This window comes from Pseudomonas sp. NPDC087690 (genome assembly GCF_044743175.1).
In the GTDB taxonomy this organism is placed as follows: Bacteria; Pseudomonadota; Gammaproteobacteria; order Pseudomonadales; family Pseudomonadaceae; genus Aquipseudomonas.
The window spans coordinates 29388-54181 of record NZ_JBIUVX010000008.1 but is presented as its reverse complement, the minus strand read 5'-3'; the positions used below and the strand labels follow the sequence as shown (position 1 = coordinate 54181).

Genomic DNA, 24794 nt, shown 5'->3' with positions numbered 1-24794 from the left:
AATGGGGGTTCAGTTCAGGCAATCGGCGTGTTGGCGCAGGTTCTGCCGGGCGTAGTAATTGAAGGCAGCGGCGTGGCGTTTCGGCTTGGCAATCCAGTCATGAGCCTCGCGGCCCAGCTCGGGGATGATCGGTTTGATCGTGCCCGCCGCCATCGCCAGCAGTTGCAACTTCGCCGCACGTTCGATCAGTTGGGCGATGACACACGCCTCTTCGATCGTCGTGCCGGTCGACAATTGACCGTGATGCGAAAGCACAATCGCGCGTTTGTCGCCCAACGCGCCGGCAATCAGTTCGCCTTCTTCGTTACCCACCGGCACCCCCGGCCAGCCTTCGAGAAACGCGCAGTCGTCGTACAGCGGGCACAAGTCCATGTGGGAAATCTGCAGCGGCACTTCGAGCATCGACAGCGCCGCCACGTGCGTCGGATGAGTGTGGATGATGCAGTTCACATCCGGCCGGGCGCGGTACACCCAGCTGTGGAAACGGTTGGCCGGGTTGGCCATGCCGTGACCTTCGAGCACTTCGAGATCCTCGTTGACCAGCAGCAGGTTGCTCGCAGTGATTTCGTCGAAACCCAGGCCCAATTGCTGAGTGTAATAGGTGCCGGGCTGCGGGCCGCGAGCGGTGATTTGCCCGGCCAGACCGGAGTCGTGACCGTTCTCGAACAGAATCCGGCAGGTCAGAGCCAGCTTTTGCCGGTCTGTCCACGTATTATCCGCCAGGCTTTTTTGCATCTGGATAAGCGCTTGCTTGACCAGTTGGTCTTTGGGTAGTGCTAATGTCTTGGCCATGTCTGTGTCCTTTGGGTGATTGCAAATGACACTAAAGAGGCTATATGACACAAAGTGTCATTGGCAAGCACGAATTGTCGCTTCCTTGCTGGAATAATCGCCGCGCATGTCTATCCGTTTGAAATTGTTGAGAAAAAAACTTGGCGTAACCCTTGAGGCATTGGCCGAAAAATCCGGCATGACCAAGAGTTATCTGTCGAAAGTCGAGCGCGGGCTGAACACCCCGTCGATTGCTGCTGCGTTGAAACTGGCGAAAGCGCTGAACGTGAAGGTCGAGGAATTGTTCTCCGAAGACAACGTTAGCCTCGACAGCTACAGCCTGGTGCGCAGCCACGAACGGCAGTCACTCGCGGCGAATGATCAGAGCCCGGGTTATGCGGTGCTGGCCCATCAGGTCAGCGAGCGCAATCTGCTGCCGTTCATCATCTATCCGCCGAGCGAGTTCAGCGACAAGACCTTCAAGGAACACTTGGGCGAGGAGTTTCTGTTCGTCCACGAAGGGCAGGTGGAAGTGGATTTCATGAACGAGAAGGTGCTGCTGCAGCGCGGCGATGCGCTGCACTTCAATGCGCAGAAACCGCACCGGATCAGGTCTGTGGGGGAGGTGCAAGCGCAGTTGCTGGTGGTGGTGCACAGCGCCGAAGAATGAGTTGATTGGGCTAAAGTTATCGCGAGCAGGCTCACTCCTACAGTTGAAATGCGATCCCCCGTAGGAGTGAGCCTGCTCGCGATAGCGTCGGAAGCCTCACCATCAAACCTCGACCGGCACCGATAACTTCGGACTGCCAAGCGCATGCGTCTTCGCATCAAAAAACCGCAACGCAACCCCCGTCCCCTCAAACACCTTCGCGTAATGCCGCTTCTGATGCTGAACAAACGCCGCACTGCGCGGGTAAATCGAGATCGCCACCGTCGCAGGTTTCGCCAATCGCAGCGCCCGCACGATGTGCGCATCCTGCTCGCCCAACGCATGGCCAAAGATGCACAGACTGCCGCCATGCTCGAGCAATTGCTCATAACAGAACGACAGATAATCCGAACTGCGAATGGTTTTGAGCTTGTCCGCACTCGGTCCTTCGGTGACGAACAGCGGCACGTCATCCAGCGTCTTGATCGTATTGTTGATCGCGAAGCTACCAAGCAACGTGCCTTCGGTTGAGGTCAGTTTGCGCGCGGTGCCGTCCTGATTGCGCACCAGATGCAGACCACCGTGCAGATACAGCAAACGCGGTTTGTCAGTGCTGCTTTCGCTCAGGTCGAAACTCGCATTGGCGCCGTTGAACAGATCGTCGATGGCCCCGCTTTGGTGTTGCAGCGCCCAGTAGTTGAGCAAGTCGTAATTGGTGGTGAACACCGTGCGGTAGCGCGCCAGTTCTTCATTCAGCGTCGCCAGCGTCGAGGCTTTCACCAGCCGCCAAGGAATGTGCACCGCGTGCACGGTGTTGATCAGCGCTTCCTTGATCGCGTAGTAGCGATTGCGCGGCGCCGCCGAACTGACGGCCAGGGCCTTGTTGACCCGACTGGTGGTTTTCAGAGCGCCGAGCACCTGCTCGAAGCTGCGCGTCTGCATGGCGTCGAACACCGCCAGTTCCGACGGGCTGAGCGGTTTTTCTTCCACGGTGCGGGCGTTTTCGAACAGCGAGTCGTAGCCGAAATCGTCCCACACCGCACGGCTGGCACCATTGCCCACCAACAAGCCGTTGAAGTCGGTCGCGGCGCGCAGGGTGTTCCAGTCTTCAAGGCTGGCGTCGACATCCAGAAAATCGGTCATTGCGTAGGCGGTCTCAAAACAAAGGGGCTGATGGGCGGCGACTTTATCACGAGCGGGCATTGAGCCAGATCAACATCGGTCGTGACCGATCGGTCGATGCTGTGTCTATCCGCCGAACCGGAGCAGTCGATTCGGCCACAGTCAGGAGACGTGCGCATGACCAGTACCTTTTTCATTCCGGCGGTAAACATCATGGGCAATGGTTGCCTCGACGAAGCCATGGTTGCGATCCGCAACTATGGTTTTCGCAAGGCGCTGATCGTCACCGACACCGGGTTGGCCAAGGCCGGCGTGGCAACCATGGTCGCCGAGAAACTGGCGATGCAGGACATCGATTCGGTGATCTTCGACGGCGCCAAACCGAATCCAAGCATCGCCAACGTCGAGTCCGGCCTGGGTTTGCTCAAGGAAAGCCGCTGCGACTTCGTCGTGTCCCTTGGCGGCGGTTCACCCCACGACTGCGCCAAAGGCATTGCCCTGTGTGCGACCAATGGCGGACAGATTGGCGATTACGAAGGCGTTGATCAATCGAGCAAACCGCAACTGCCGCTGATCGCCATCAACACCACCGCCGGCACCGCCAGCGAGATGACCCGTTTCTGCATCATCACCGACGAATCGCGCCACGTGAAAATGGCCATCGTCGACCGCAACGTCACGCCACTGCTGTCGGTCAACGACCCGGAGCTGATGCTCGCCATGCCTGAAGCCCTGACCGCCGCCACGGGCATGGATGCGCTGACTCACGCCATCGAAGCCTACGTCTCGACCGCCGCCAATCCGATCACCGACGCCTGCGCGCTCAAGGCCATGACCCTGATCAGCAACAACCTGCGTCTGGCCGTGCGCGACGGCAGCGACCGCGCCGCACGGGAGAACATGGCGTACGCGCAATTTCTCGCAGGCATGGCGTTCAACAATGCCTCCCTCGGTTATGTGCATGCGATGGCGCATCAGTTGGGCGGTTTCTATGACTTGCCCCATGGCGTCTGTAACGCCGTGCTGCTGCCCCATGTGCAGACGTTCAATGCGCTGGTCTGTGCCGAGCGGCTGAACGACGTTGCCCACGCGATGGGCGCCGACATTCGGGGTTTTAGCGCCGAAGAGGGCGCGCAAGCGGCCATCAGCGCGATCCGCTGTCTGGCCAAAGACGTTGAGATTCCCGGTGGCTTACGTGAACTCGGCGCCAAGCTCAGCGACATCCCGTTACTCGCCAGCAATGCCCTGAAGGACGCCTGCGGTCTGACCAATCCTCGGGCGGCGGATCAGCGCCAGATCGAGGAAATCTTCCGCAACGCCTTCTAACGCTTGGCGCCGATCGGCGCCATCCGTATACAGAACATCGCGCCGACGGCCAGCAACGTGCACAGCAGCGACAGGGGCCAGGCGTGTGGGCTGGCGATCAGACTGGCCAGCGCGCCGATGATCGCCGCCATCAATTGATGAATGAACCCGCTCAGCGCCATCGCATACGCCCCGGCAATCGGCGCGCCATCGTTGGCGCGCGACAGGCTGATCGGGTAGTTCAATGATTGACCGAACACCGCCACGCAATACGGCAACCAAAACAGTAACGCGATGGAACTTGCCGCCAGACTGCCCAGCAACATCACGCTGCTACCCGCCAATACCAACGCTGCGCCGACGGTCATCAACCACGCTTGGCCGGTGCGCAGCACAAAGTGATTGACCGCCAGCGCCCCGAGAAAATAGGCCGCGCTAATTGGCCAGCCGAGCAGTCCGTAATCCACCGACGACCACGCGAACGGGCCCTGCAAGATCAGGGGCGCCGCCGTGTTGAAAGCGATGATCACACCGTAGCCCAAGCCACCGGCCAGCGCCGGCAGAAGAAACGCCCGGTGCAACAGAATCTGCCGATAAGCCGACCACGATGAAGCGCTGGCCGGTTCATCAGCCATCGGGGGGAAAGCGACTCGCGACACCATCAACGCCATCAACAGGCTCGTTGCGCCGAGCCAGTAAAAAATCGCTTGCCAGCCCGCCGTCGCCTCGATCAGCGAGCCCGCGTATTGGCCGATGCCCAGCGCCACCACGAACGAAATCGAAACCCACGACAACGCCTTGGCCAGCAGATCGCCGCGAAAGCTGTCACGGATCAGCACCCGCGCCATCACCGAAATACCGCTGGCACCGACGCCTTGCATCAGACGCAGCAGCAAAAACGCTTCAAGCGTCGAACCTCGCGGCAACGCCAGATTGGCCAAGCCGTAAATGACCAACGCTGCCAACAACACCGGTTTGCGTCCGATGCGCTGGGCCAGACTGCCCCAGAGCAACATCGGCAGCGCCATGCCGATCAGGTACAGCGACAACCCCCACGACACCTGCGCAGGTTCTGCCCGCAGATAAAGGGCGATCTGCGGCAATGCCGGCAAATAGATACTCATGCCCAACTGAGCGAGAAAAACCGTGCTGCAGGTGATCAGAAGGGTGATGCTGGCGTTCATGACTCGTCCCTGTTTTCAGTCGTCGAGATCGCAACGGTGGGTACGCAACAGACCGGTGATCACTTCACAGAAGCGCCGGATCAGCGCCGGCTGCATGTCCGCGCGCAGCGTAATACGGATGGCGGCCTTGCCTTGTGCGACCACCGGGAAAAATACCGCGCTGGTGAAAAATCCCTGTTCGGCCAATTCACTGGCAATACGATTGGCCACGTTAGCCTGTGCGCATGTGATCAACCGAATGGCCATGTTGCTGTGGCATTGATCGGTGCAGATCAGGCTGTCAAAGAGGCGGATATTAGCCTGAAGATTGCTTTGCAGCGTGGCGAACTCGGCGCTGCGATGCAGGCGGATCGACGCTCTGCCGGCACCGATCGCCGCGCAGTTGAGACTTTGCGACCAATTGCTTGGCCCGCCGTAGCGCTGAATCAGCGTCTTCTGTCGCTCGTTGCCCAACATCACCAACCCGCCGCTGGCGCCAAACGACTTGGCCAGTGACGCGACGATCACGCAGTCCTCCTCCAGCGCCGCTACCCTTGGTCGAACGAGGCCGGCGCCCTGCTGACCGACAGCGGACAACGCATGGGAGTCATCAAGATAAAGAAACAGCCCATAGCGATCCTTTAAATACAACAGGCCTTCCATGTTGGTGACGCCGCCCATGCTGTACGCGCCATCGGCGACGTAAGCCACGCGGCCGTGTTGCTGGCAGGCGCTCTCGAGAAAATCCATGTCGTTGTGCGGCGCAGTCACCACGCGGGTTTCGTCGGCGCACGCGGCCTTCAGATGATTCATCGAATAATGCGCGTGACGGTCAAACACCATCACTGGCGGCTGGCCTTCAGTGAAGATGCCGCTCGCCAGCAAGGGCAGGATCCCGGCGCTGGCCGCGCTGCAAGACAAGGTGCTCAGGCAGACCGCATCGAACAGTTGCGACAATTCGTTCTCGTATTGCTCGAGAATCGCCAGTTTGCAGCGGTTCTTCGAGTTGGCGACGCGCAGGCTGCCGGTTTCGCGCAGGGCGGTGATGGCGCCTTCGAGCAGGGCTGGGTGATGATCGAGCCCAAGGTATGAGGTCGTACAGAAGTGATGGAATTCACGTCCGTACTGATCAAGCAGGTGGTTGGGACTCTGCACTGCAACATTGAGACCGGCGACCTTGCTCTGTTCGGCGATCTCCCAATCGTAGTCGGCCAAGGCGATGATTTTGCGGAAATTGGAATACAGATTGGGCGTATGCAACGGAAGATTCACAGGCGACATTCCTTGAGCGTAGCGATCCATGGGGTGTTGCAATTTGTGTGTGTTGCCAGACTTTACAGAACGAAAAAACCGGCAAAAATCAGCTGTTTCTGCGAATCCTGAAAGGCGACAGAGTTTTGTTTGTAGGGCGAAACCACAAAATCTATCGATCAATCACCTGTCTGACGTGGGCGAAAATCGGGCTATCCTGCCGATACTGACCAACCCCAGTCATTGAGCCTTCCATGTTGCAAAAAAGCCTGATCCGCCGCCTCGACCTGATCACCCTGCAACTGTTTGTCGCCGTGCACGAAGAGGGCACGCTGACCCGTGCCGCCTCGCGCGAAGCCATCGCCGTGTCGGCGGCGAGCAAACGGCTGATGGAGTTGGAAGAGGCGCTCGGGATCAGTTTGTTCGTGCGCCAGGCCAAGGGCATGACGCTGACCCCGGCCGGGGAAACACTGCTGCACCATGCGCGGCAAATGCTGTTCAACGTCGAGAAAATGAGCCTTGAGCTCGGCGAACACAGTCACGGTGTGCGCGGTTACGTGCGCATGCTGGCGAACCTCTCGGCGATCATTCAGTTTCTTCCCGAAGACCTGCGCGACTTCTCCGCGCAGCATCCGCAGGTCAAGACCGACCTTGAGGAACGGCCCAGCGCCGGGGTGATTCAGGGTGTACTCGATGGCGTGGCGGATCTCGGTATCTGTTCCAACGACAGCGACACCAAAGGTCTGCACAGCGTGTTGTACCGCCAGGACAAACTGGTGGTGGTGATGCTGCCGGAGCATCCGTTGGCCGCGCGTGAATTCGTTGCCTTCAGCGAAACTCTGGACAGCGATTACGTCGGTTTGCACGCGGCCAGTTCGATCAACATGCGCACCCACGCGGCCGCGCGCCAGGCCGGTAAAGTCCTGCGAATTCGTATTCATGTGCCGGGGTTCGATGCGGTGTGCCGGATGGTTCAGGCCAACATGGGCATTGGCATTTTGCCGCAGCGCGCCTATGAACTGTTTGGTCAGGCGCTGGGGTTGCACGCGGTGCCGTTGACGGATGAGTGGTCGGATCGCGCGTTAATTGTGGTGGTGCGGGATGAGGCGCGGTTGTCGCCGGTGAGTCGGTTGTTGTTTGAGCATTTGCGCGGGCAGGGCTGATAAATTTCCGCTGAATGGGCTGGCCTCTTCGCGAGCAGGCTCGCTCCCACAGTGGATGGGGGCTGAACACAGAATCTGCAGCCGCCACCAATCCCTGTGGGAGCGAGCCTGCTCTGGAAGACTGATTGGAATTCACCCCTGAGCGTTCGCATTTCGCGAACGCCCTTTGCCGAGAGACGGCTGGATTGCCCAGTCATCGTTCCTCTAGCCTTGGCCGCATATTCCAAGAACAAGAGGTACCCCGCGATGACTGCCCCCTTGAGTGCGATCAAAGTGATCGAGATCGGCACCCTGATCGCCGCGCCGTTTGCCGCGCGCATGCTCGCCGAGTTCGGCGCCGAGGTGATCAAGATCGAAGCCATGGGTCAGGGCGACCCGCTGCGCAAATGGCGCAAGCTGCACGAAGGCACGTCGCTGTGGTGGTACCTGCAATCACGCAACAAGAAATCCCTGGCGCTCAACCTCAAATCCGCCGAAGGCATCGAACTGGTCAAGCAACTGGCCAGCGATGCCGACGTGATCATCGAAAACCTGCGCCCCGGCGCGCTGGAGAAACTGGGCCTGGGCTGGGACGTGCTCCACGCGCTGAATCCCAATCTCACCCTCGTGCGCATTTCCGGTTATGGCCAGACCGGCCCGTACCGCGACCGCCCCGGCTTTGGCGCGATTGGCGAAGCGATGGGCGGCATTCGCTACACCACTGGCACCCCCGGTTCGCCCCCGGCGCGGGTCGGTGTCAGCCTCGGCGATTCGCTGGCCTCGCTGCACGCGGTGATCGGCGCGCTGATCTCGCTGCTACGGGTCAAGACCGGGCAGGGCGGCGGGCAGATCGTCGACGTGTCGCTGGCCGAAAGCGTGTTCAACGTCATGGAAAGCCTGGTGCCGGAATACGACATGCTCGGCCATGTCCGTGAGCGCAGCGGCGGCGCTTTGCCGGGCATCGCACCGTCCAATACTTACCTCACGGCTGATGGCGCTTACGTGGTGATCGCCGGCAACAGCGACCCGATCTACAAACGTCTGATGCACACCATTGGCCGTGATGACCTGGCTGATGCCGAAGAATTTGCCCATAACGATGGTCGCGCCGCCAAAAGCGGTGTGCTCGACGCCGCCATCACCCACTGGACCAGCAGCCTGCCGATCGACGCCGTCCTCGCGGCGCTCGAAGGCGCAGAAGTGCCCGCAGGCCGGATCTATTCGGTGGCCGACATCGTTGCCGATCCGCACTATCAGGCGCGGGACATGTTGCTCAACGCGCAACTGCCCGGCGGCGCAACCGTGAAGATGCCCGGCATCGTCCCGAAACTCTCGGAGACCCCCGGCGGCGTGAACTGGTCGGGGCCGACACTCGGCCAGCACACCGACGGCATTCTCACCGGCCTCGGCCTGGCTGAACTCGACATCGAGCGCCTGAAAAGCCAAGGGGTGGTGCAATGATCACGGACTATTCGCAAACCTTGATCGTCCAGGAAGTCTCGCCCCGCGACGGCTTGCAGATCGAACCGACGTGGGTGGAAACCGTCGACAAAATCGCGCTGATCGATCAACTGTCGCTGGCGGGTTTCAGTCGCATCGAAGCCGGTTCGTTTGTGTCGCCGAAAGCCATTCCGGCGCTGCGTGATGGCGAGCAGGTGTTCAAGGGGATTCAGCGTCAACCGCAGGTGATTTACGTCGCGCTGATCCCCAACCTCAAAGGTGCGCAGCGCGCATTGGCGGCGGGTGCCGATGAACTGAATCTGGTGATGTCCGCCAGCCAGACGCACAACATGGCCAATATGCGCATGCGCTGTGAAGACTCGTTGGCGGCGTTTGCAGAGATTGTCGCGTTCGCCAGCGGCTCCGGCGTGCGCCTCAATGGCAGTATTGCGACGACGTTCGGTTGCCCGTTCGAAGGTCAGATTGACGAGGATCGCGTGCTGCAAATCCTCGACGCTTATCAGGAACTCGGCATTACGGGCATCACCCTCGCCGACACCACCGGCATGGCCAATCCGCGACAGGTCGATCGGTTGGTGCGGCGGGTGTTGCAGCGGGTTTCGCCGGCGGATCTGACCCTGCATTTTCACAACACCCGCGGTCTGGGCTTGTGCAATGTGCTGGCGGCTTATGAGGCGGGGGCGCGGCGTTTCGATGCGGCGCTTGGTGGCCTCGGTGGTTGCCCGTTTGCGCCGGGGGCGTCGGGCAATATCTGCACGGAAGATCTGGTGAATCTGTGCGATGAGATCGGCATCCACACCGGCATCGACTTGCCGCTGTTGTTGCAACTCTCGCGAGGTCTGCCGGCTTTGCTTGGCCACGAAGTCCCCGGCCAATTGGCCAAGGCCGGGCGCAACTGCGACCTGCACCCAATCCCCACCTGACAACACCAATCCCCCTGTAGGAGTGAGCCTGCTCGCGATAGCGGTGTGTCAGGCAACATTTGCGGTGATTGATACACCGCTATCGCGAGCAGGCTCACTCCTACAGTTAAAAACCGAACCAGACAACAAAAACAATCGGACGCCCACCGGCAGTCCGCCTGGAGAAAAGCTATGAGCCTCAATGTAATGGAGGCGGGCGCAAGCTCGTCCGTCGATCACGATGCCGAAAAAGCCCTGGTCAGCAAAGTCGCCTGGCGCCTGATGCCGCTGATCATGGTCTGTTACCTGTTCGCCTTTTTCGATCGCATCAACATCAGCTTCGCCAAGTTCCAGCTGCAAGCCGACCTGAGCCTGAGCGATACCGCTTACGGTCTCGGCGCCGGGCTGTTCGTGGTCGGTTATGTGCTGTTCGAGGTGCCCAGCAACATGATGCTGTACAAGGTCGGCGCGCGCCGCTGGATCGCCCGAATCATGATGTCCTGGGGCGTGGCGACGGCACTGATGGTCTTCGTGACCAGTGAATGGCAGTTCTACGCGCTGCGCTTTGTGATCGGTGCGATGGAAGCCGGTTTTGCCCCGGGCGTGCTGTATTACCTGACGCTGTGGTTTCCGCAGCACTTCCGTGGCCGCATCACCTCGATGCTGTTTCTCGCCTCAGCGTTTGCCGGGCTGGTCGGCGCGCCGTTCTCCGGTCTGGTACTGGAACACCTCGACGGCGTGCTGCAAATGCGCGGCTGGCACTGGTTGTTTCTGCTCGGCGGCGTGCCGTGCATCGGTCTCGGTTTTCTGGTGCTGATGCTGCTCAAGGATCGCATCGAGGATGCGCACTGGCTGACGGCTGACGAGAAGAAACTGCTGTCCAGCCGCATCGCCCAGCATGAACCGCACAAGAGCGGCGGCTCGCTGCTGGCGGCGTTGAAGATTCCCGGTTTCCTGACCTTGGGCCTGATCTACTTCCTGATCCAGGTGGCGTCCTACGGTTTGAATTTCTGGGCGCCGCAATTGATCCGCAGCGCCGGCACCGAGAGCCCGGTGATGATCGGCCTGCTGACGGCCATTCCGTACATTTGCGGGGCGATCAGCATGGTGGTGATCGGGCGCTTGTCGGACGCGACCGGTGAACGGCGCAAGTTTGTCGCCGGGCTGGTCATTGTCGGGGCGATCGGTTTTTTCAGCGCCGGGATATTTGCCAGCCACACCACGTTTCTGATCGTCGCCCTCGGCTTGCTCGGCGCCGGGATCATTGCCTCGATTCCAAGCTTCTGGACCCTGCCACCGAAGTTGCTTGCCGGTGCTGGCGCTGGCGCGGCGGGCGGGATTGCGGTGATCAACACGCTGGGGCAATTCGGCGGGATCGTCAGCCCGGTGATGGTCGGGCGGATCAAGGATCTGACCGGCAGCACCACGCCGGCGCTTTACGTGATTGGCGTGGCGGCACTGATTGCGGCGGCGTTGCTGTTGTGGGGACTGCCGCAGAAACTGCGCACGCTCGACAGGTTCTGAGATCGGCGGCGCCTGCAATGACGCCTTCGCGAGCAAGCTCGCTCCCACAGTTGATCGCATTCCTCCAGTTGGAATTCGGCACCTGTGGGAGCGAGCCTGCTCGCGAAGACTGACTTCCAGACGCTGAAAATCATCGATTAAAACGATCATCCAGCAGCCATTGCATTCCTCTCAAACACCCCGCCAAACTGAATCAACACCACTCCCGCAATCAACAACACCGCACCCAACACCCGCGACACCGTCAGCTGTTTCTCCACCAGTCCAAACAAGCCCAAGTGATCCAGCGCCATCGAGGCAATCACCTGCCCGGCCAACGCCAGCGCAACAAACCCCGAAGCCCCAAGCTTTGGCAGCAGCATCACCGCCAACGCCACAAAACACACGCCAAATGCGCCACCCGCCCACATCCACAACGGCGCCTTGCTGATAAACGCCATAGACGGCGGGGGCAAACGCAACGCCAAAATCACTGGCAACAACACCAAAACGCTCACCAGCAACGACGCCAACGTTGCCCACAACGGATGCCCCAGCCCGCGCGCAAGATTGCTGTTGATCGCACTTTGAAACGGCACTACTGCCCCGGCAAACGCGGCCAGCGCCAACAATCCGGTCCACTGCAACGTACTCATGATCAAGCTCCACAAGGTTTTGCTGGACTCTAGAGTATTCGTCGCGCAGATTTAAATTCCGTTTCGTCATCCAGAACATGCACCAGATGAATGATCTGCGCCGTATCGACCTCAACCTGCTGGTGATCCTCGACGCCTTGCTCAGCGAGCAACACGTCACCCGCGCCGCCGAGCGTCTGCACCTCAGTCAACCGGCGGTCAGCCATGCGCTGGCGCGGTTGCGCGATCTGCTCGGCGATCCGTTGCTGGTGCGCGCAGGCGCGACGCTGGTGCCGACGGCGCGGGCGCTGGAATTGGTCGCGCCGTTGACCGAAGCGCTGGCTCAGGTGCAATCGCTGCTGGCGCCGAACACCTTCGATCCGGCCAGTGCGCGTCGGACGTTTCGTGTGGCCATGTCGGACTATGGCGCGGCGATCATTCTGCCTACGCTGATCCGCACTTTGCGCCGGGAGGCACCGGGGATCGACTTGCAAATCAGCCATGCCAGTCGTGAAGGCATGCTCGAAGGCGTGCTCAATGGCGATATCGACGTCGCCGCCGGCGTCTTCCCGGAAATGCCCAACGAACTGCGCAACTCGGTGCTGTTTGAAGAACGCTACGTCTGCCTGCTGGATCGCCAGACGCTGCCGGCCAACGGTGTGCTGGATTTGCCGAGCTACCTGTCGCGGCCGCACGTATTGCTGGAAATGCGCGGCAGCGGCACGCCGGAAATCGAGCGTGCCTTGACATCTCTGCGTGAGCGCCGCCGCGTCGCGATCAGCCTGCCGCACTGGAACGTCGCGCCGCAGTTCATCAGTGGCACGGATCTGATTCTGACGGTGTCCTCACGCAGCGTCCGCGAGATCGATCAGCGTGAACTGATCGTGGTGCCGCCACCGTTCGAGATTGCGCCGTTTAAGTTTGTACTGGCGTGGCATAAGCGGCGGGGTGGGGATCAGGCGTTGAACTGGTTGAATCGGACGATTGAGGAGGGGATAGTGCGCGGCTGAAAAAATAATCAAGGAGCGGGAAGTGACAATGAAGTCTGGCTGGATCGGTTGTGCGGCATTGTGCGGTTGGTTGCTGGCAGGGCAGGCATTGGCCGATTGCACGCCGGCACCCACGGCGCATGAGATGGATTTTTCCCTCTGCAAGGACTGGCCGGCGTATCCCGGACTGACGCTCACCGCCGCCGCCAATTTCTCACCCGATCCGGTATATGGCGCGTCAGGGACGGTGGGGCTTTACGACCTGCATTTGTCCTTGGTGACGAGCGCAGACTCGCAGCCGTTAGCGAGCTTTTATCAGCCCTCCGCATTCTCTGTGGATGCCATCGCGCTTGATGAACTGAAATTTGATACCGCCCGCTATAAGCTCGCGCCGCAATTGCAGGCCTTTGGCGTTCGGGTTCGATTCAAAGGCTCTTCCCGTGTGAATCCTGTGGATGAAACCTGGTTGTCGCTCTATGTGAAAGACGGCAACGCATTGCGTCCGGTAATGGATCGACTGGTGGTTTATCAATACGGCGGGGAGTGGGATGGCGATTGTGCAGGGGAGCGCTACGAGACGACGCGAACCGTGGCGTTGGCCAAGACCAGCACCCATGGCTATGCCGACCTGATTATCAAAACGATCAGTAGCTCAACCACAGGCAAGGGAGAGGACGCGGCGTGTGTATCCAATACTGTCGCGCAGAAACCGGTCTTGACGACACTTCGTTATGACGGCAAAAACTACGTAGTGCCTGAAGATTTCAAAGGCCACTAAGACCGATGTCTTTTACTCAAGGAAGAACAATGATCTCGCGTATCACCTTGCTGGGCTCTTTTATCGCAATGGGTCTTTTGACTATGACCGCTCAAGCCCAGCCTGTTTGCGAAGTGAAGAAGTTCGACGGCCAGTCCCTTTCGCGCTGCAAAGCGTGGCCGGCGTTCAACGACCAGTCGATTGCGGCGAAATCTTCATTTCTCTCGGATTCGGGCGACGATGAGATGGGGACGTTCGATCTGGAACTGGCGCTCGTCAGTTCGACAAGCGGCAAGAGTCTCGCTACCTATGCCAAGCCGGGTGCCTACAATTCCGATGCCATCAGTTTCGACGATCTGACAATCGATACGGCCCGTTACCGATTGGCTGCAGATGTCCGTGCATTCGGTTTGCGTTCAAAATTCGCCAGTCATGGCTCCAGAGCCAATCCTTACGCAAAAACCGATTTGGCGTTGTATGTGCGGGAGGGCAACAAATTGCGCCCTGTGCTGGAAGGCTTGGTGATTCGCAAGGAGTTCGGCGAAGGGACGGATGAATGTGGAACCGAGGACACGCAAATCCGCAGAACTATCGATATCGGCCCGACGAGCCACCATGGATTCGCCGATCTGATCGTCAGCTCGAGTGGTTCAATTTACAAATCCTTCCTGTCGGACAAGAAGTGCATCTCGAAAACTATCGAGATGAAGAAAACTCGCGTCACCCTGACCTACGACGGCGAACAATACACCGTCCCCGAAGACCTCAGAGGTTACTGACCCGATGCTCACCGGCCTCAATCACTTGACCCTCGCGGTCAGCGACTTGAATCGCAGCCTCGCCTTCTACCGTGATGTGCTGCAGTTGGGTGTCGAAGCGACGTGGGACGCCGGTGCCTACTTGTCGCTGCCTGGGCTGTGGTTGTGTCTGTCGCAAGATCCGCTGCGCAAAGCCGAGGCGTGCGGTGATTACACCCATTACGCGTTCAGCCTTGATGCAGCGGATTTCTCAACGTTCGTAGCAAAGCTAAAAATGGCGAACGTGCAGGAATGGCGGGATAACCGCAGCGAAGGTGCGTCGTTCTACTTTCTCGATCCCGACGGCCACAAGCTCGAAGTGCATGTCGGCGATCTTGCATCGCGACTGGCAGCTTGCCGGCAAAAACCGTACGCCGGCATGCGTTTTTACGACGAGTCATGATCAGACACATTTGTCTGTTATAGACTGGCGGCCACGTGATCGGGCGCTTGCAGGTTTTCCATGACTCCATCGTTGTTAATGGCCGTGCTGGCCTCGGGTTTCATTTACGGTATTACGCCCGGGCCGGGTGTGCTGGCGGTATTCGGCATCGGCGCAGCTCACGGGCGGCGGGCCGGGGCGGGGTTTCTTTGCGGGCATCTGCTCGGTGATGTGGTCTGGTGCAGCACGGCGCTGATTGCGATTGTCGGCGCCCGGGAAATCGGCAGCACCGCGTTTGATGTGCTCGGTGTGCTCAGCGGTTTGTACCTGTTCTGGCTCGGCTGGCGCGCGGTGCGGGCCCAGCGGCGCAACGGCGATGAACCACAGGGCGCGGCGCGCAAGCCGTTCTGGCACGGAATTCTGTTTGGTTTGACCAATCCCAAGGCCTATCCGGTGGCGGTCGCCACGTTCACCGCGCTGCTATCGAGCCGCGCCGAACTGCTCAACTGGTCGATGCTGCCGATGTTGATTGCCCTGAGTTTCCTCGGTGGCTTGCTGGCCTACGCTATCCTCATTGGTGTGGTCGGCGCGCAGCGGGTGCGCACGATGTATCAACGTCATGAGCTGCTGATCACCCGGCTGTGCGGGGTGATGTTCATCGGTTTCGCCATCAACGCACTAATGCATGCGCTGCCTGGGCTGATGCCGAACAAGGCTTGAAGGTGTGTGCAGGGATGCGCAATCAAGAGGTCAGGGATGGTTAATCAGTGCTGCATTGCCCGGACACCCACGCTGAACCATGGAAAGCCGAAATTCCGCGCCGTTGGCGAGTTTTATAGACCTCTTGCTGGACGCCGTTTGCGCGGTCGACAAGCAGGGGCGCTTCGTTTTTGTCAGCGCCGCTTGTGAGCGTGTTTTCGGCTATTCGCCTGAAGAGTTGATCGGCCGGCAAATGATCGAGCTGGTACACCCGGCGGATCGTCAGCGTACTCTGGCTGCCGCCAACGAAATCATGGGTGGCGAACCCAAACTCAACTTTGAAAACCGTTACCTGCGCAAGGACGGCAGCGTCGTGCACATCCTCTGGTCGGCGCGCTGGTCGGAAGTCGATCAACTGCGCATCGCCGTGGCGCGCGACATCACCGAGCGCAAGCAGGCCGAATCGCGCCAGGCAGCGTTATACGCGATTTCCGAAGCGGCCCATGCGGCGGAAGATCTGCTGGCGCTGTTCAAGCGTATTCATCTGATCATCGGCGAATGGCTGCCGGCGATGAATTTCTCCGTGGCGCTGTACGACGAGCATTGCGCACAACTGAATTTCCCTTATCACGTCGACGATCACGAATTGCAGCCCGAGCAACCGGGAACCGTCACCGGACGGCTGTGCACGGAAGTTATCCGTAGCGGCCAGCCGATTCTTCTTACGCCGGACAGTACAGATTCCCCAGCCGATTTCGCCGAGTTGGTGGCGGGGCAGAACGCGCCCTGCTGGCTCGGCGTGCCGTTGAATTCGAAAAACGGCACCATCGGCGCCTTGATCGTCAAAAGCCTGCCCGGCGGCGAGCGCTACACCGAGCAAGACAAGGAACTGCTGCAATACGTTTGCGCCCAGGTCGCCACGGCCATCGAGCGTCAGCAATTGCACGCCCGCCTGCGACGTATGGCGCAGTACGACCAGCTGACGCAGCTGCCCAATCGTGAATTGCTGCGCGATCGCTTGAAGGCTGCGTTGGCCGGCGCTCGCGAGCAATCAGGGCATATGGCCTTGTTGTATGTCGACCTGGATCGCTTCAAACAGGTCAACGACACCTTTGGTCACGCCGTCGGCGACATGCTCCTGCAAACCGTGGCCAACCGCCTCAAGGGCTGCGTGCGGGAAACTGACACGGTGGCCCGAATTGGCGGCGATGAATTTGTCGTGCTGCTGCACAGCGTGCAGGTTTCGCAAGATGCCGACAGCGTGGCGGAAAAAATCCGACAGGTGCTGGTACAACCGATGCGACTCGATGGCCACAACCTGCATATCGAACCGAGCATCGGCGTTGCCCGCTATCCAGAGCACGGCAGGGAGGAGCAGCAACTGTTCCGCCATGCCGATCAGGCAATGTACGCCGCTAAACGCTTGAACCATCACGCGCTCAGTAGCTGATCCGGCGGCGCCGTTCGTCGCGGCGACTGCAACTTTTCTAAACCTTTGCGGCCCGGGAAATTCTCAATCTAGGCGGGCACCTGCTCGCCACGATCATTACCAAGAGGTAGAGAATCATGCCTAATTCAAGAAACTCGAACTCGGGAAACTTCGCCAACGATCGAACGAAGGCCTCTGAAGCAGGTCGCAAAGGTGGGAAAACCACCACAACGACCGTCGACAAAGAGCCAAAACCAGACATGGGCCGCAAGCCCGCTCAGAAGTCGAAGTAGTCGGTGAAGGTAGTTTTGATTGAGAGGCGGGGGCGTAAGCTCCCGCTTGAATTTCGCAAGTAAGGAGGGCGCGACCATGAGCCGGATGGCCACCCGTATACGCAACATCAGTTTTGCATCGCTGTTGGGCCTGTTTGCCAGCAGTGCTTTTGCCCAGTCGCCCGCCGATTTCATCAACGATGCCTCGGCCAAAGGCATGGCCGACATCGAGGCCAGTCGCCTGGCCCATGGCAAGGCCGAATCCAAAGAGGTCAAGGACTACACCATCGTCGTCATCAACGACCGCACGACGGCCAACCAGCATCTGGCGAAGATCGCCAAGAAGCTCGACCTGCCCGTCGCACCGCGTGAAGAACTGGCCGGCAAGGCAAAAGAATTGATGCCGCCAGTGACCGAGGGCGCATCCTTCGATCAGGCTTACGCCGCTAGTCAGGTCAAAGCCACTGAAGAGGCCATCGAGCAGATTCAGCAGCAAGCGCAGACCACCGACGTGCCGGAGATCAAGGCGTTTGCCGACGAGACCTTGCCGAAATTGCAAAGCCATCTAGAGAAGGCTCGCGCGCTGCAGGCTAGCCGCTAATCAATAGCAAAAGATCGCAGCCTTCGGCAGCTCCTACACGATCCCTGTAGGAGCTGCCGAAGGCTGCGATCTTTTGCTTTTTTATCTAACCATCAGCACTCATTCAAATCCTGCTTGGACTTACTCTTCTCACCCAACCCCTCAAGATTAAAAACCTCACCCTCGCCCAACGAGCGGTAGTGCCTGCGCAACGCCTCCAACTGCTTCAAATCGAGCGCCTCCAGCCCAAGCATCGCGTTCTGCGCCTCTTTGGTCACCAACAGCAATTCATCGATTTTCAAATGCAGAATATCGGTGTCGCGGTTCTGCGTGTTCTGAATCAGGAACACCATCAGGAACGTGATGATGGTGGTCGAAGTGTTGATGATCAGTTGCCAAGTGTCGTTGTAATCAAAGATCGGCCCGCTCAGTCCCCACAACCCGATCAGGATCAATGCGCCCATGAAGGTCTTGGGACTACCGGCCACCATCGCGAGCTTCTGGGAGATTTTTGCGAATTTCATAGCGGTGTTCCTTATTGAGGGGAGTGCTTGAAATTCAGACATTGGCGGGATTGGGAAAATTCTACTGATGTGTGAAATGTCCCTGAAAAACCGGCCTCCCGACCGGTTTCAGTATTAGTACTCTAAGCCTCGAGTTCGACGTCGACGTTCCAGTGGAAGTAACCCACCACCTCGCACTGCTGATTGACCAGCATGAAACTCAGTTCGCATTGCACATCGCCAGGTTTCTTCGGCGTGCAGGTCCAATAATGATCGTCAGCTTTTCGACTGCCCGGCGTTGTCGGGTCGTCCGGGTTGGGCGCGGGCACGGTCAGGTCGGTATGAATTTGCAAGTCAGGTTCGGAAAGCACGCCGTTGTCTGCCACTGTCATCCGGTACACAACCACACTGTGTTCGGCGATCAGGCTGACGGAGCGTCCGCGAAAGTGCAGGTCGCGGTCAATCTCAACGGGGATTGTTACTTTGCTGTCATTTATGACTATATCTTTCGAGTCATTACCTATGGCGAAAAAGATCAGCCCATCGGTAATGCTCGTCGGTGCGGCGGCGTCCAGGCTTGGGTTCGGATAACGCGCCAGTACTGATTCAGCGTCGACGATCAGCAGCACATTGTGTGCGCTGGTAACGCCGGATGATGGTGACGGAATCGGTTCGCTAGTCATCATGGCTTCCTTTCATGATGTTGGCAGGAAACGACAGCCGCTTCGGTCAAGGCAAGACATCCTGTTCCGGCCGGGGCGGCGACGGATCGGTCGGGCCCCCTGTCTCCAAGGGGCTCGGAGCGTCATCAGTTGTGAATGGAGATGAACGGATCCCACGAGCAGCAGCCGATGATCTGGCAGTTGCGATCGACGATCAGGAAGTGGAAGTGATACGTCACGCGACCACAGTCCAGGGTTTCGGATGACCAATAGTGGTTGTCGACTTTCTGGCAGCTTGGCACGGATGGATTGCTTGTATTGGGCACAGCTACGCACGCTGTGGCCTTGCGCGGGGAGGGGGGCGAGATCAGGTTCTCCCCGGCGTTGGGGATGAATTTGTAGAAAATCACCGCCTGTTCGAAGCTCTGCGACAGGCTGGTTTCGCGCCAGCGAATCAGATCGCCGACCTGAGCCTTGAGGTCCAGTTCGCCACCGGCCTGGCCACTGACGACGTTGTCCTGATTGGTGACCATGTACACATGTTTCCAATCGATCAGCGTGGGGTTCTTCGGATCCTTGCTGATGTTTGGATACTTTTTCAGAATGGTTTCGGTGTCGATGGAAACCAGAATATCCGTCACTCGAGACATGGTGATGCTCCTTTTTCATAGTGAACGTCGGACTGCAATCCAGTCACGACGATGCTTGCTTGCCGTATGGCTTTTGCCAGCACACTACTGGGGGAACCCACTGATCACGAGAAATGAACAGGCCGTGCTCCTTGCACGAAATCGACTGATTCGGGTTCCTTCCGATTGCCGCTCCTTGACTATAGGTACGATTTTTTAGCTGTCAAAATCGCTTTTGTCCGGCTCGACGGACGGTCGCCGAATCCAGAAGGTCCGACCTATTGGCTATAAGCAGGCAGGCCGGTCTGACACCGTTTGAAATCGAGCCGCTGTGGAACTGCTCGCTGCGCACCCTGTATCGTGACGAACCGCTGAAATGTCCCGACAGGAGAACGCAATGAGTTGGTCCGCCAAACAATACGTCGCTTTCGAAGATGAACGCACCCGCCCGGCCCGTGATCTGCTGGCGGCGATTCCCACACCTGAAGCGCGAACAGTGGTCGATATCGGTTGCGGTCCCGGCAACTCGACTGAGTTGCTGGTGCAGCGTTTTCCGGGGGCGAAGATCAGCGGGCTGGATAGCTCGGCAGACATGATCGATGCCGCACGCAAGCGCTTGCCGGATTTGCGCTTCGATGTCGCCGAGATTGATAAATGGGCCGATTCAGGGCCGTTTGATGTGATCTTCGCTAATGCCGTATTGCAGTGGGTGCCGGATCACGCGACGTTGTTGCCGGCGCTGGCCAGCAAGTTGTCGGCGGGTGGCAGTCTGGCGATCCAGATGCCGGATAACCTCAATGAATCCTCACACCGTTTAATGCGTGAAGTCGCTGCGAATGGTCCGTGGGCGAGCAAGCTCAGCGGCGCTGCGGGGCAACGTACCGACATGGCGAGTGCCAGTGATTATTTCTCGATGCTGCGGCCACACTGCGCTCGGGTCGATGTGTGGCGCACCACCTATCACCATCAGCTGTCTGGCGGGGCGGCGGGGGTGGTGGAGTGGTTCAAGGGGAGTGGGTTGATTCCGTTTTTGAATCCGCTGACCGAGGCGGAAAAGGCGCAGTACCTGGAGCAGTATCTGGCGGAGGTCGGGAAGGCTTATCCGGCGTTGGCGGATGGTTCGGTGCTGTTGCCATTTCCCAGGTTGTTTATCGTTGCGACACGTTGAAATGAGTCGGACGTGTTGTTCGGCTGGGAATTTCGGGTGCGCTTTCGGACGGGCCCCTCATCGGGACGCCGCCCGCCCAGCCCTCTCCCTAGGGAGAGGGAGAGGGAGCCGAGTTGTTGTTTCCAAACCTGAGTTCGCCTCGATTTTGCACGTCGGCGTAGCTCAGGAGGGCAACTCGGTCAGTCCCCTCTCCCTCTGGGAGAGGGCTAGGGTGAGGGGCTTTAAGCTCAGCGCTGCACCGCCACCAACATCATCATCGGCCGTTCCCGCTCTTCCGCCAGCGCCGGTTGCGCCGCGATTTCAGCATCGCTCGGCCCCCATTCATTGACATGTCGAATCGTGAACCCCGCATCGATCAGCGAATTGAGCAATGTCCCAACCGTACGATGCTGCTTGATCACGCCCTCAGCCAGCCAGTTCGTCACCCGCTCACCCTCCAACTGATAACTGTCCAGCGGCCAACGCTTGTTACCTTCAGCGTCAATCAACCAACCCGGATTGCGCGGCGCCATGAAGATCGGATGCTCAATGGAAAACACAAAATGCGAACCCGGTTTCAGCGCCGCGTACAGGTGCGCAAACAGCCCCGGCAGATCCTTGATGTAGTGCAGCGCCAGTGAGCTGTAAGCCAGATCAAAACTGCAGGCGGGTAGCTCGAGCTGTTCCAGATCGGCGCGCTCATAACGAATGTTCGACTCCGTTGTAGACTCCCGCGCGCGCTCCAGCATTTTCTCCGAAACATCCAGCCCCAAGACACTGGCCGCGCCATTCTCAATCGCCCAGCGACTGAACCAGCCATAACCGCAGCCCAGATCCACCACATTCAAACCGTGCATGGATGGCAACAGCGTCTTGAGCGCAGGCCACTCCGGCGCCGCGTCGAGGCCGCCGATGGAGCGGTTCATCTGGCTGTAGCCTTGAAAGAATTCGGGATCGTCGTAAATGTTTTGCGTCATGGTGAAGTGCTCTTTTGAGTTCGATCGTCAGCGGCAACGTGGCCGCGATTGGAATCCCTCGAAAGTGATGGCGCGTATTCGTCGATGGCCGCGCAGGGGGAGGGTGGTGGTCGATGGGGAAATGCTAGTCGGTTGGGCGAGAGGTGAAAACCGGCGGAGTGTTGTGGGTCTGTAATGTCGGGGAAAACGCTATGTTTTATCGCCGCGTAAACATCTTCCGGGCGAAGTGTTTAAAGGCGTGCAGTGTTACGTCCTGAAGCCTACAAATCCTTGCGCCGTTGCCTACCGCTACGCCAGAATCCGCCGGCTTGTGCGCCTGGGGGGCGGTCGGTAACTTGGTTCGCGTCACTGATTTCCAGTGATCGGGTTTAGTAGCCCGGCATCCTCAATCTAAATAGCTGCATGAGTACCACTCAGTCAGGCGAATGCTTGCACCTGATGGTGGCTGTGCGCATGGCGCCCTCGGGTGCGCCGGATTTGGATTGGGGTCCGGTCTACTAACTTGCGCACAGCTGCCACCCATCCGTTTAGTAGCGAGATCGGTTGCGGCCTTACTAAAAGGTCTCAATCCAATGTTCAAAGTTACGCCCAATCCGCCGGAAACCGATCCGGCATCCCCCTACGAATCACCCAACTCAAAGAAATTCCACGAAGCCGCCGAACGCGCCCTCGACCACTATCTCAGCCCTACGGCCAGAATCATGGGTTCCACCCACGAACCCGAACCGATGTACCTCGCCAACCCTACCTACGACACCGAGTCTCTGCTGGCCAACGCCAGCGAAACCCTCGGCTCGGCCACCACCATGCTCAACAACTTCGCCGCGTTGCTCGACACCTCACACCGCAAGACTGCACTCGGCATCGCGCAGGTCGTCATGTTGGGAGAATTGGCGGTGAATCAGGCACTGGATAAGGTCGTGCCAGCGGGGTAATCACAAAATCGTCGAGGTGTAGCAGACACAAAAAAACCGGCTCTAAAGGCCGGTTTTTTGTAATTGCGGCTACAGACATTCACGATTCAAGGCGCCAACATCCGCAACGCCGCCGAAGTCAAAAACGCCGAACGATTCTTCTCCTCCGGATGATGGTGAACGTGAAGATCAATGCGCTCAAGCAGGTAGCCCGGCAGCGTAATACTCACTTCTTGCGGACTCCCGAGGCACCGACCGACATCCGCGTCCACCAACGCCCAAACGCAGCCTGCGTATTTCGGATTGGAGAAGTGAGTTCCAGGTTTCCCAGCGACCGGAATGGCTGCACCACTTTCCGCCAGAATTTCGATGTGGGCCTCTATGGCCGCTTTTGCCATCTCAATGGCATCCTCTTGATCATCTCCGGCAGAAAAACATCCTGGCAGATCCGGCACCTCAACACCCCAGGCACACTCACCGTCACTGGCAGAGATTGCGATTGGATAGAGCATCTGGATAATCCCCTTGAGCACGCAGCGCTTCTTATCGTTAGAGAGATCAAAGGGTAAGGGGAGATGGCGTATCTGCAATCAACGGTGTGTTTCTGAATGGTTCTGCACCCAATTGGCAAACCTCAAATCCCAGCCACAAAAAAACCGGCCCTATGGGCCGGTTTTTCTATCCTGCATCCCCCGTCAAAATCACAACGTGAGACCAATATTCGAGTGGAGCGGGTAGAGGGAATCGAACCCTCGTCGGAAGCTTGGGAAGCTACTGTTCTACCATTAAACTATACCCGCTCAGAGCGGCTGACTTTGTACCAGACTCGGCCACGGATTTGAAGTTTTTCTTTTACTCATGAACGCTTTGAATCACTGCAAACGGTCAATCGCGGGCGAGCACTGCAGTGAGAAAAGCAAAATCCCAACCCCGCAGTCTCGCGCGCGATGACACTTTTTCAAATGGCGAATGCATGTTGATCCTGAACAAACGAGTAACGCGTTCGGCTGGTCTGCTGCGCCGGTTTCAGAAAGCCGAGCAGGGCGTTCTGGCTATCGCGGCAAGCGGCCTTGTGCTCCATATCGAGAAAATGCCCGGTGGCTTGCAGCGTGGTGAACGTGCTCTGCGCCACGTGGTTGCCGAACAGGCGTGCGTCTTCGGCAGCGGTGTATTCGTCCCATTCGCCGTTTAGAAACAGCACCGGCACGTTGATCTTTTTCGCTGCGTTCAGATAGCACTGCCGATCGCTGTGCAGTACGTCGCTGATGTGGAAGTGCATCTGCCCGTATTCGTGCTCGGCGAGGCTGCTGACGTGGCGATAATTGAAGCGTTTGAACAGTGATGGCAGGTGTTTGCCGATGGTGCTGTTGACCAGATGGCCGACGCGGTCGCCGTCGCGCTGGCCGAGGTAGTCGACACCGCGTTCGAGGTAGTCGAGCATGTGCGCGTTGATCACTGGCGAGAACGAGCTGATCACCGCCCGTTCGATGCGCCGTGGCTGGTGGGCGAGGGCGACCAGGGTCGCGGCGCCGCCCCAGGAGAACGACAGCACGTGTTCGGCGGCGAAGTGGTCGATCAACTCGAGCAGAATCTGCCCTTCGACGTCCTTGGTCAGATGTTTCTCGTGGCGGTTGTGGGCTTTTGACCGGCCCGCGTAGGGCTGGTCGTAGCAAACCACGTTGAATTGCGGGTGCAGGTTTTTCACAGTCTGTGCAAACGACGCAGTCGTGGCCATCGAGCCGTTGACCAGGATGATGGTCTTTTCTGCGGCGTCTGCGCGATAGAACTCCGTGTAAACCCGATACTGACCCTGTATATCCAGCACAGCGATTTCTGGCCTCATGTCATAAGACTCCTGGCAAGCAAGCGGGTATGCGCGCAAATAGACATTGCACGAGCTTTGTGACAGGTAGGCATACGCCTGGAATTTGCTTGGCCCATGTCGATCCGTTACGGCAGGTCGACGGGTATTGTTATTGGCGGGCAGTCTGCCGGCTGAGGCGAAGCCCTGAGGCTTACGACCGGCAAAAAGTTTCTTAGAAGTATGTTGTGACTCATCGGTCACAATCTGGCCGACGTCCTGATTCAAGCAGGGGAGTCGGCATCGCGCAAGTGCCGTTGGTAAATTGTTCGACAACTTCTGCTGAGCGGTC

General features: G+C 58.8%; 27 protein-coding genes and 1 tRNA gene. 16 read left to right on the top strand and 12 right to left on the bottom strand.

Annotated elements, in window-relative coordinates; translation table 11 throughout:
- Positions 1-9 precede the first annotated feature (9 nt).
- Positions 10-792, bottom strand: coding sequence for an aldolase (locus ACIPIZ_RS11985; protein ID WP_064388534.1), 783 nt, complete (start codon positions 790-792; stop codon positions 10-12).
- Positions 793-898: 106 nt separating this feature from the next.
- On the opposite strand from ACIPIZ_RS11985, the gene ACIPIZ_RS11980 reads away from it, so the two are divergent.
- The gene (locus ACIPIZ_RS11980; protein WP_008076856.1) at positions 899-1441 is read left to right on the top strand and encodes a helix-turn-helix domain-containing protein; all 543 of its coding nucleotides are present in this window, start codon (positions 899-901) and stop codon (positions 1439-1441) included.
- Between the two features lie 102 nt (positions 1442-1543).
- On the opposite strand, the gene ACIPIZ_RS11975 is transcribed toward ACIPIZ_RS11980, so the two are convergent.
- Entirely contained in the window at positions 1544-2563 is a 1020-nt protein-coding gene (locus ACIPIZ_RS11975) for a DUF4917 family protein (RefSeq protein WP_401165450.1), read from the bottom strand.
- 156 nt (positions 2564-2719) lie between these two features.
- Between ACIPIZ_RS11975 and yiaY the strand changes: the two genes are divergently transcribed.
- Complete coding sequence (gene yiaY, locus ACIPIZ_RS11970; protein WP_401165448.1) at positions 2720-3868, top strand: L-threonine dehydrogenase; 1149 nt, start codon at positions 2720-2722, stop codon at positions 3866-3868.
- On the opposite strand, the gene ACIPIZ_RS11965 is transcribed toward yiaY, so the two are convergent.
- Entirely contained in the window at positions 3865-5031 is a 1167-nt protein-coding gene (locus tag ACIPIZ_RS11965; protein WP_253479862.1) for an MFS transporter, read from the bottom strand. The two genes, yiaY and ACIPIZ_RS11965, sit on opposite strands and share 4 nt — an antisense overlap.
- Positions 5032-5046: 15 nt before the next feature.
- Entirely contained in the window at positions 5047-6291 is a 1245-nt protein-coding gene (locus tag ACIPIZ_RS11960) for an aminotransferase class I/II-fold pyridoxal phosphate-dependent enzyme (RefSeq protein WP_253485264.1), read from the bottom strand.
- Between the two features lie 224 nt (positions 6292-6515).
- Here ACIPIZ_RS11960 and ACIPIZ_RS11955 point away from each other — a divergent pair, with 224 nt between their 5' ends.
- The 4 genes from ACIPIZ_RS11955 to ACIPIZ_RS11940 all read left to right on the top strand — a co-directional run bounded on the left by ACIPIZ_RS11955 (position 6516) and on the right by ACIPIZ_RS11940 (position 11290).
- Positions 6516-7424 carry a LysR family transcriptional regulator gene (locus tag ACIPIZ_RS11955; RefSeq protein WP_401165446.1) on the top strand — a complete coding sequence of 303 codons (909 nt, stop codon included), beginning with the start codon at positions 6516-6518 and terminating at the stop codon, positions 7422-7424.
- A 246-nt stretch (positions 7425-7670) separates the two neighbouring features.
- Positions 7671-8864: a CaiB/BaiF CoA transferase family protein gene (locus ACIPIZ_RS11950; RefSeq protein WP_401165444.1), complete on the top strand. Its 1194-nt coding sequence runs from the start codon at positions 7671-7673 to the stop codon at positions 8862-8864.
- A complete protein-coding gene (locus tag ACIPIZ_RS11945; RefSeq protein WP_401165442.1) occupies positions 8861-9787 on the top strand; it encodes a hydroxymethylglutaryl-CoA lyase in 927 nt (308 codons plus the stop codon). The genes ACIPIZ_RS11950 and ACIPIZ_RS11945 overlap by 4 nt, the downstream gene beginning before the upstream one ends.
- Before the next feature lie 171 nt (positions 9788-9958).
- Positions 9959-11290: an MFS transporter gene (locus ACIPIZ_RS11940; protein ID WP_064388522.1), complete on the top strand. Its 1332-nt coding sequence runs from the start codon at positions 9959-9961 to the stop codon at positions 11288-11290.
- A gap of 146 nt (positions 11291-11436) precedes the next feature.
- On the opposite strand, the gene ACIPIZ_RS11935 is transcribed toward ACIPIZ_RS11940, so the two are convergent.
- Complete coding sequence (locus tag ACIPIZ_RS11935; protein WP_150647029.1) at positions 11437-11925, bottom strand: DMT family transporter; 489 nt, start codon at positions 11923-11925, stop codon at positions 11437-11439.
- Positions 11926-12002: 77 nt separating this feature from the next.
- On the opposite strand from ACIPIZ_RS11935, the gene ACIPIZ_RS11930 reads away from it, so the two are divergent.
- From ACIPIZ_RS11930 to ACIPIZ_RS11895, 8 genes are all read left to right on the top strand, one after another.
- Positions 12003-12914, top strand: coding sequence for a LysR substrate-binding domain-containing protein (locus tag ACIPIZ_RS11930; RefSeq protein WP_205895482.1), 912 nt, complete (start codon positions 12003-12005; stop codon positions 12912-12914).
- Between the two features lie 28 nt (positions 12915-12942).
- Positions 12943-13671, top strand: a complete 729-nt coding sequence (locus ACIPIZ_RS11925; protein ID WP_401165517.1) for a hypothetical protein — start codon at positions 12943-12945, stop codon at positions 13669-13671.
- A gap of 29 nt (positions 13672-13700) precedes the next feature.
- Positions 13701-14429, top strand: coding sequence for a hypothetical protein (locus ACIPIZ_RS11920; RefSeq protein ID WP_105708416.1), 729 nt, complete (start codon positions 13701-13703; stop codon positions 14427-14429).
- A gap of 4 nt (positions 14430-14433) precedes the next feature.
- A complete protein-coding gene (fos, locus tag ACIPIZ_RS11915) occupies positions 14434-14850 on the top strand; it encodes a fosfomycin resistance glutathione transferase (RefSeq protein ID WP_401165439.1) in 417 nt (138 codons plus the stop codon).
- A 60-nt stretch (positions 14851-14910) separates the two neighbouring features.
- Positions 14911-15549, top strand: coding sequence for a LysE family translocator (locus ACIPIZ_RS11910; protein ID WP_064388510.1), 639 nt, complete (start codon positions 14911-14913; stop codon positions 15547-15549).
- Between the two features lie 79 nt (positions 15550-15628).
- The gene (locus tag ACIPIZ_RS11905; protein ID WP_401165437.1) at positions 15629-16978 is read left to right on the top strand and encodes a diguanylate cyclase domain-containing protein; all 1350 of its coding nucleotides are present in this window, start codon (positions 15629-15631) and stop codon (positions 16976-16978) included.
- Positions 16979-17094: 116 nt separating this feature from the next.
- Positions 17095-17250 carry a KGG domain-containing protein gene (locus ACIPIZ_RS11900; RefSeq protein ID WP_007911485.1) on the top strand — a complete coding sequence of 52 codons (156 nt, stop codon included), beginning with the start codon at positions 17095-17097 and terminating at the stop codon, positions 17248-17250.
- Between the two features lie 76 nt (positions 17251-17326).
- On the top strand, positions 17327-17830 hold the full coding sequence (locus tag ACIPIZ_RS11895; RefSeq protein ID WP_401165435.1) for a DUF4142 domain-containing protein: 504 nt from the start codon (positions 17327-17329) through the stop codon (positions 17828-17830).
- A 92-nt stretch (positions 17831-17922) separates the two neighbouring features.
- Here ACIPIZ_RS11895 and ACIPIZ_RS11890 read toward each other — a convergent pair whose 3' ends face one another.
- The 3 genes from ACIPIZ_RS11890 to ACIPIZ_RS11880 all read right to left on the bottom strand — a co-directional run bounded on the left by ACIPIZ_RS11890 (position 17923) and on the right by ACIPIZ_RS11880 (position 19624).
- A complete protein-coding gene (locus tag ACIPIZ_RS11890; protein ID WP_007911483.1) occupies positions 17923-18333 on the bottom strand; it encodes a low affinity iron permease family protein in 411 nt (136 codons plus the stop codon).
- Positions 18334-18455: 122 nt separating this feature from the next.
- Complete coding sequence (locus ACIPIZ_RS11885) at positions 18456-18995, bottom strand: AidA/PixA family protein (protein WP_401165433.1); 540 nt, start codon at positions 18993-18995, stop codon at positions 18456-18458.
- Between the two features lie 125 nt (positions 18996-19120).
- Positions 19121-19624 carry an inclusion body family protein gene (locus ACIPIZ_RS11880; protein WP_016982769.1) on the bottom strand — a complete coding sequence of 168 codons (504 nt, stop codon included), beginning with the start codon at positions 19622-19624 and terminating at the stop codon, positions 19121-19123.
- A 376-nt stretch (positions 19625-20000) separates the two neighbouring features.
- Between ACIPIZ_RS11880 and tam the strand changes: the two genes are divergently transcribed.
- Entirely contained in the window at positions 20001-20771 is a 771-nt protein-coding gene (gene tam, locus ACIPIZ_RS11875) for a trans-aconitate 2-methyltransferase (RefSeq protein WP_150647036.1), read from the top strand.
- 227 nt (positions 20772-20998) lie between these two features.
- On the opposite strand, the gene ACIPIZ_RS11870 is transcribed toward tam, so the two are convergent.
- The gene (locus ACIPIZ_RS11870; RefSeq protein WP_401165430.1) at positions 20999-21727 is read right to left on the bottom strand and encodes a class I SAM-dependent methyltransferase; all 729 of its coding nucleotides are present in this window, start codon (positions 21725-21727) and stop codon (positions 20999-21001) included.
- A gap of 572 nt (positions 21728-22299) precedes the next feature.
- Here ACIPIZ_RS11870 and ACIPIZ_RS11865 point away from each other — a divergent pair.
- Positions 22300-22662, top strand: a complete 363-nt coding sequence (locus ACIPIZ_RS11865) for a DUF6124 family protein (protein WP_064388498.1) — start codon at positions 22300-22302, stop codon at positions 22660-22662.
- 86 nt (positions 22663-22748) lie between these two features.
- On the opposite strand, the gene ACIPIZ_RS11860 is transcribed toward ACIPIZ_RS11865, so the two are convergent.
- The 3 genes from ACIPIZ_RS11860 to ACIPIZ_RS11850 all read right to left on the bottom strand — a co-directional run bounded on the left by ACIPIZ_RS11860 (position 22749) and on the right by ACIPIZ_RS11850 (position 24484).
- The gene (locus tag ACIPIZ_RS11860) at positions 22749-23153 is read right to left on the bottom strand and encodes a type II toxin-antitoxin system HicB family antitoxin (RefSeq protein WP_064388546.1); all 405 of its coding nucleotides are present in this window, start codon (positions 23151-23153) and stop codon (positions 22749-22751) included.
- 214 nt (positions 23154-23367) lie between these two features.
- A tRNA-Gly gene (locus ACIPIZ_RS11855) sits at positions 23368-23441 on the bottom strand.
- A gap of 158 nt (positions 23442-23599) precedes the next feature.
- Positions 23600-24484, bottom strand: coding sequence for an alpha/beta fold hydrolase (locus ACIPIZ_RS11850; protein ID WP_105708428.1), 885 nt, complete (start codon positions 24482-24484; stop codon positions 23600-23602).
- Positions 24485-24794 lie beyond the last annotated feature (310 nt).

Coding starts and splice junctions, on each gene's coding strand:
- ACIPIZ_RS11985 (WP_064388534.1), bottom strand. CDS start 792: ATGGCCAAGACATTAGCACTACCCAAAGACCAACTGGTCAAGCAAGCG.
- ACIPIZ_RS11980 (WP_008076856.1), top strand. CDS start 899: ATGTCTATCCGTTTGAAATTGTTGAGAAAAAAACTTGGCGTAACCCTT.
- ACIPIZ_RS11975 (WP_401165450.1), bottom strand. CDS start 2,563: ATGACCGATTTTCTGGATGTCGACGCCAGCCTTGAAGACTGGAACACC.
- yiaY (WP_401165448.1), top strand. CDS start 2,720: ATGACCAGTACCTTTTTCATTCCGGCGGTAAACATCATGGGCAATGGT.
- ACIPIZ_RS11965 (WP_253479862.1), bottom strand. CDS start 5,031: ATGAACGCCAGCATCACCCTTCTGATCACCTGCAGCACGGTTTTTCTC.
- ACIPIZ_RS11960 (WP_253485264.1), bottom strand. CDS start 6,291: ATGTCGCCTGTGAATCTTCCGTTGCATACGCCCAATCTGTATTCCAAT.
- ACIPIZ_RS11955 (WP_401165446.1), top strand. CDS start 6,516: ATGTTGCAAAAAAGCCTGATCCGCCGCCTCGACCTGATCACCCTGCAA.
- ACIPIZ_RS11950 (WP_401165444.1), top strand. CDS start 7,671: ATGACTGCCCCCTTGAGTGCGATCAAAGTGATCGAGATCGGCACCCTG.
- ACIPIZ_RS11945 (WP_401165442.1), top strand. CDS start 8,861: ATGATCACGGACTATTCGCAAACCTTGATCGTCCAGGAAGTCTCGCCC.
- ACIPIZ_RS11940 (WP_064388522.1), top strand. CDS start 9,959: ATGAGCCTCAATGTAATGGAGGCGGGCGCAAGCTCGTCCGTCGATCAC.
- ACIPIZ_RS11935 (WP_150647029.1), bottom strand. CDS start 11,925: ATGAGTACGTTGCAGTGGACCGGATTGTTGGCGCTGGCCGCGTTTGCC.
- ACIPIZ_RS11930 (WP_205895482.1), top strand. CDS start 12,003: ATGCACCAGATGAATGATCTGCGCCGTATCGACCTCAACCTGCTGGTG.
- ACIPIZ_RS11925 (WP_401165517.1), top strand. CDS start 12,943: ATGAAGTCTGGCTGGATCGGTTGTGCGGCATTGTGCGGTTGGTTGCTG.
- ACIPIZ_RS11920 (WP_105708416.1), top strand. CDS start 13,701: ATGATCTCGCGTATCACCTTGCTGGGCTCTTTTATCGCAATGGGTCTT.
- fos (WP_401165439.1), top strand. CDS start 14,434: ATGCTCACCGGCCTCAATCACTTGACCCTCGCGGTCAGCGACTTGAAT.
- ACIPIZ_RS11910 (WP_064388510.1), top strand. CDS start 14,911: ATGACTCCATCGTTGTTAATGGCCGTGCTGGCCTCGGGTTTCATTTAC.
- ACIPIZ_RS11905 (WP_401165437.1), top strand. CDS start 15,629: ATGGAAAGCCGAAATTCCGCGCCGTTGGCGAGTTTTATAGACCTCTTG.
- ACIPIZ_RS11900 (WP_007911485.1), top strand. CDS start 17,095: ATGCCTAATTCAAGAAACTCGAACTCGGGAAACTTCGCCAACGATCGA.
- ACIPIZ_RS11895 (WP_401165435.1), top strand. CDS start 17,327: ATGAGCCGGATGGCCACCCGTATACGCAACATCAGTTTTGCATCGCTG.
- ACIPIZ_RS11890 (WP_007911483.1), bottom strand. CDS start 18,333: ATGAAATTCGCAAAAATCTCCCAGAAGCTCGCGATGGTGGCCGGTAGT.
- ACIPIZ_RS11885 (WP_401165433.1), bottom strand. CDS start 18,995: ATGACTAGCGAACCGATTCCGTCACCATCATCCGGCGTTACCAGCGCA.
- ACIPIZ_RS11880 (WP_016982769.1), bottom strand. CDS start 19,624: ATGTCTCGAGTGACGGATATTCTGGTTTCCATCGACACCGAAACCATT.
- tam (WP_150647036.1), top strand. CDS start 20,001: ATGAGTTGGTCCGCCAAACAATACGTCGCTTTCGAAGATGAACGCACC.
- ACIPIZ_RS11870 (WP_401165430.1), bottom strand. CDS start 21,727: ATGACGCAAAACATTTACGACGATCCCGAATTCTTTCAAGGCTACAGC.
- ACIPIZ_RS11865 (WP_064388498.1), top strand. CDS start 22,300: ATGTTCAAAGTTACGCCCAATCCGCCGGAAACCGATCCGGCATCCCCC.
- ACIPIZ_RS11860 (WP_064388546.1), bottom strand. CDS start 23,153: ATGCTCTATCCAATCGCAATCTCTGCCAGTGACGGTGAGTGTGCCTGG.
- ACIPIZ_RS11850 (WP_105708428.1), bottom strand. CDS start 24,484: ATGAGGCCAGAAATCGCTGTGCTGGATATACAGGGTCAGTATCGGGTT.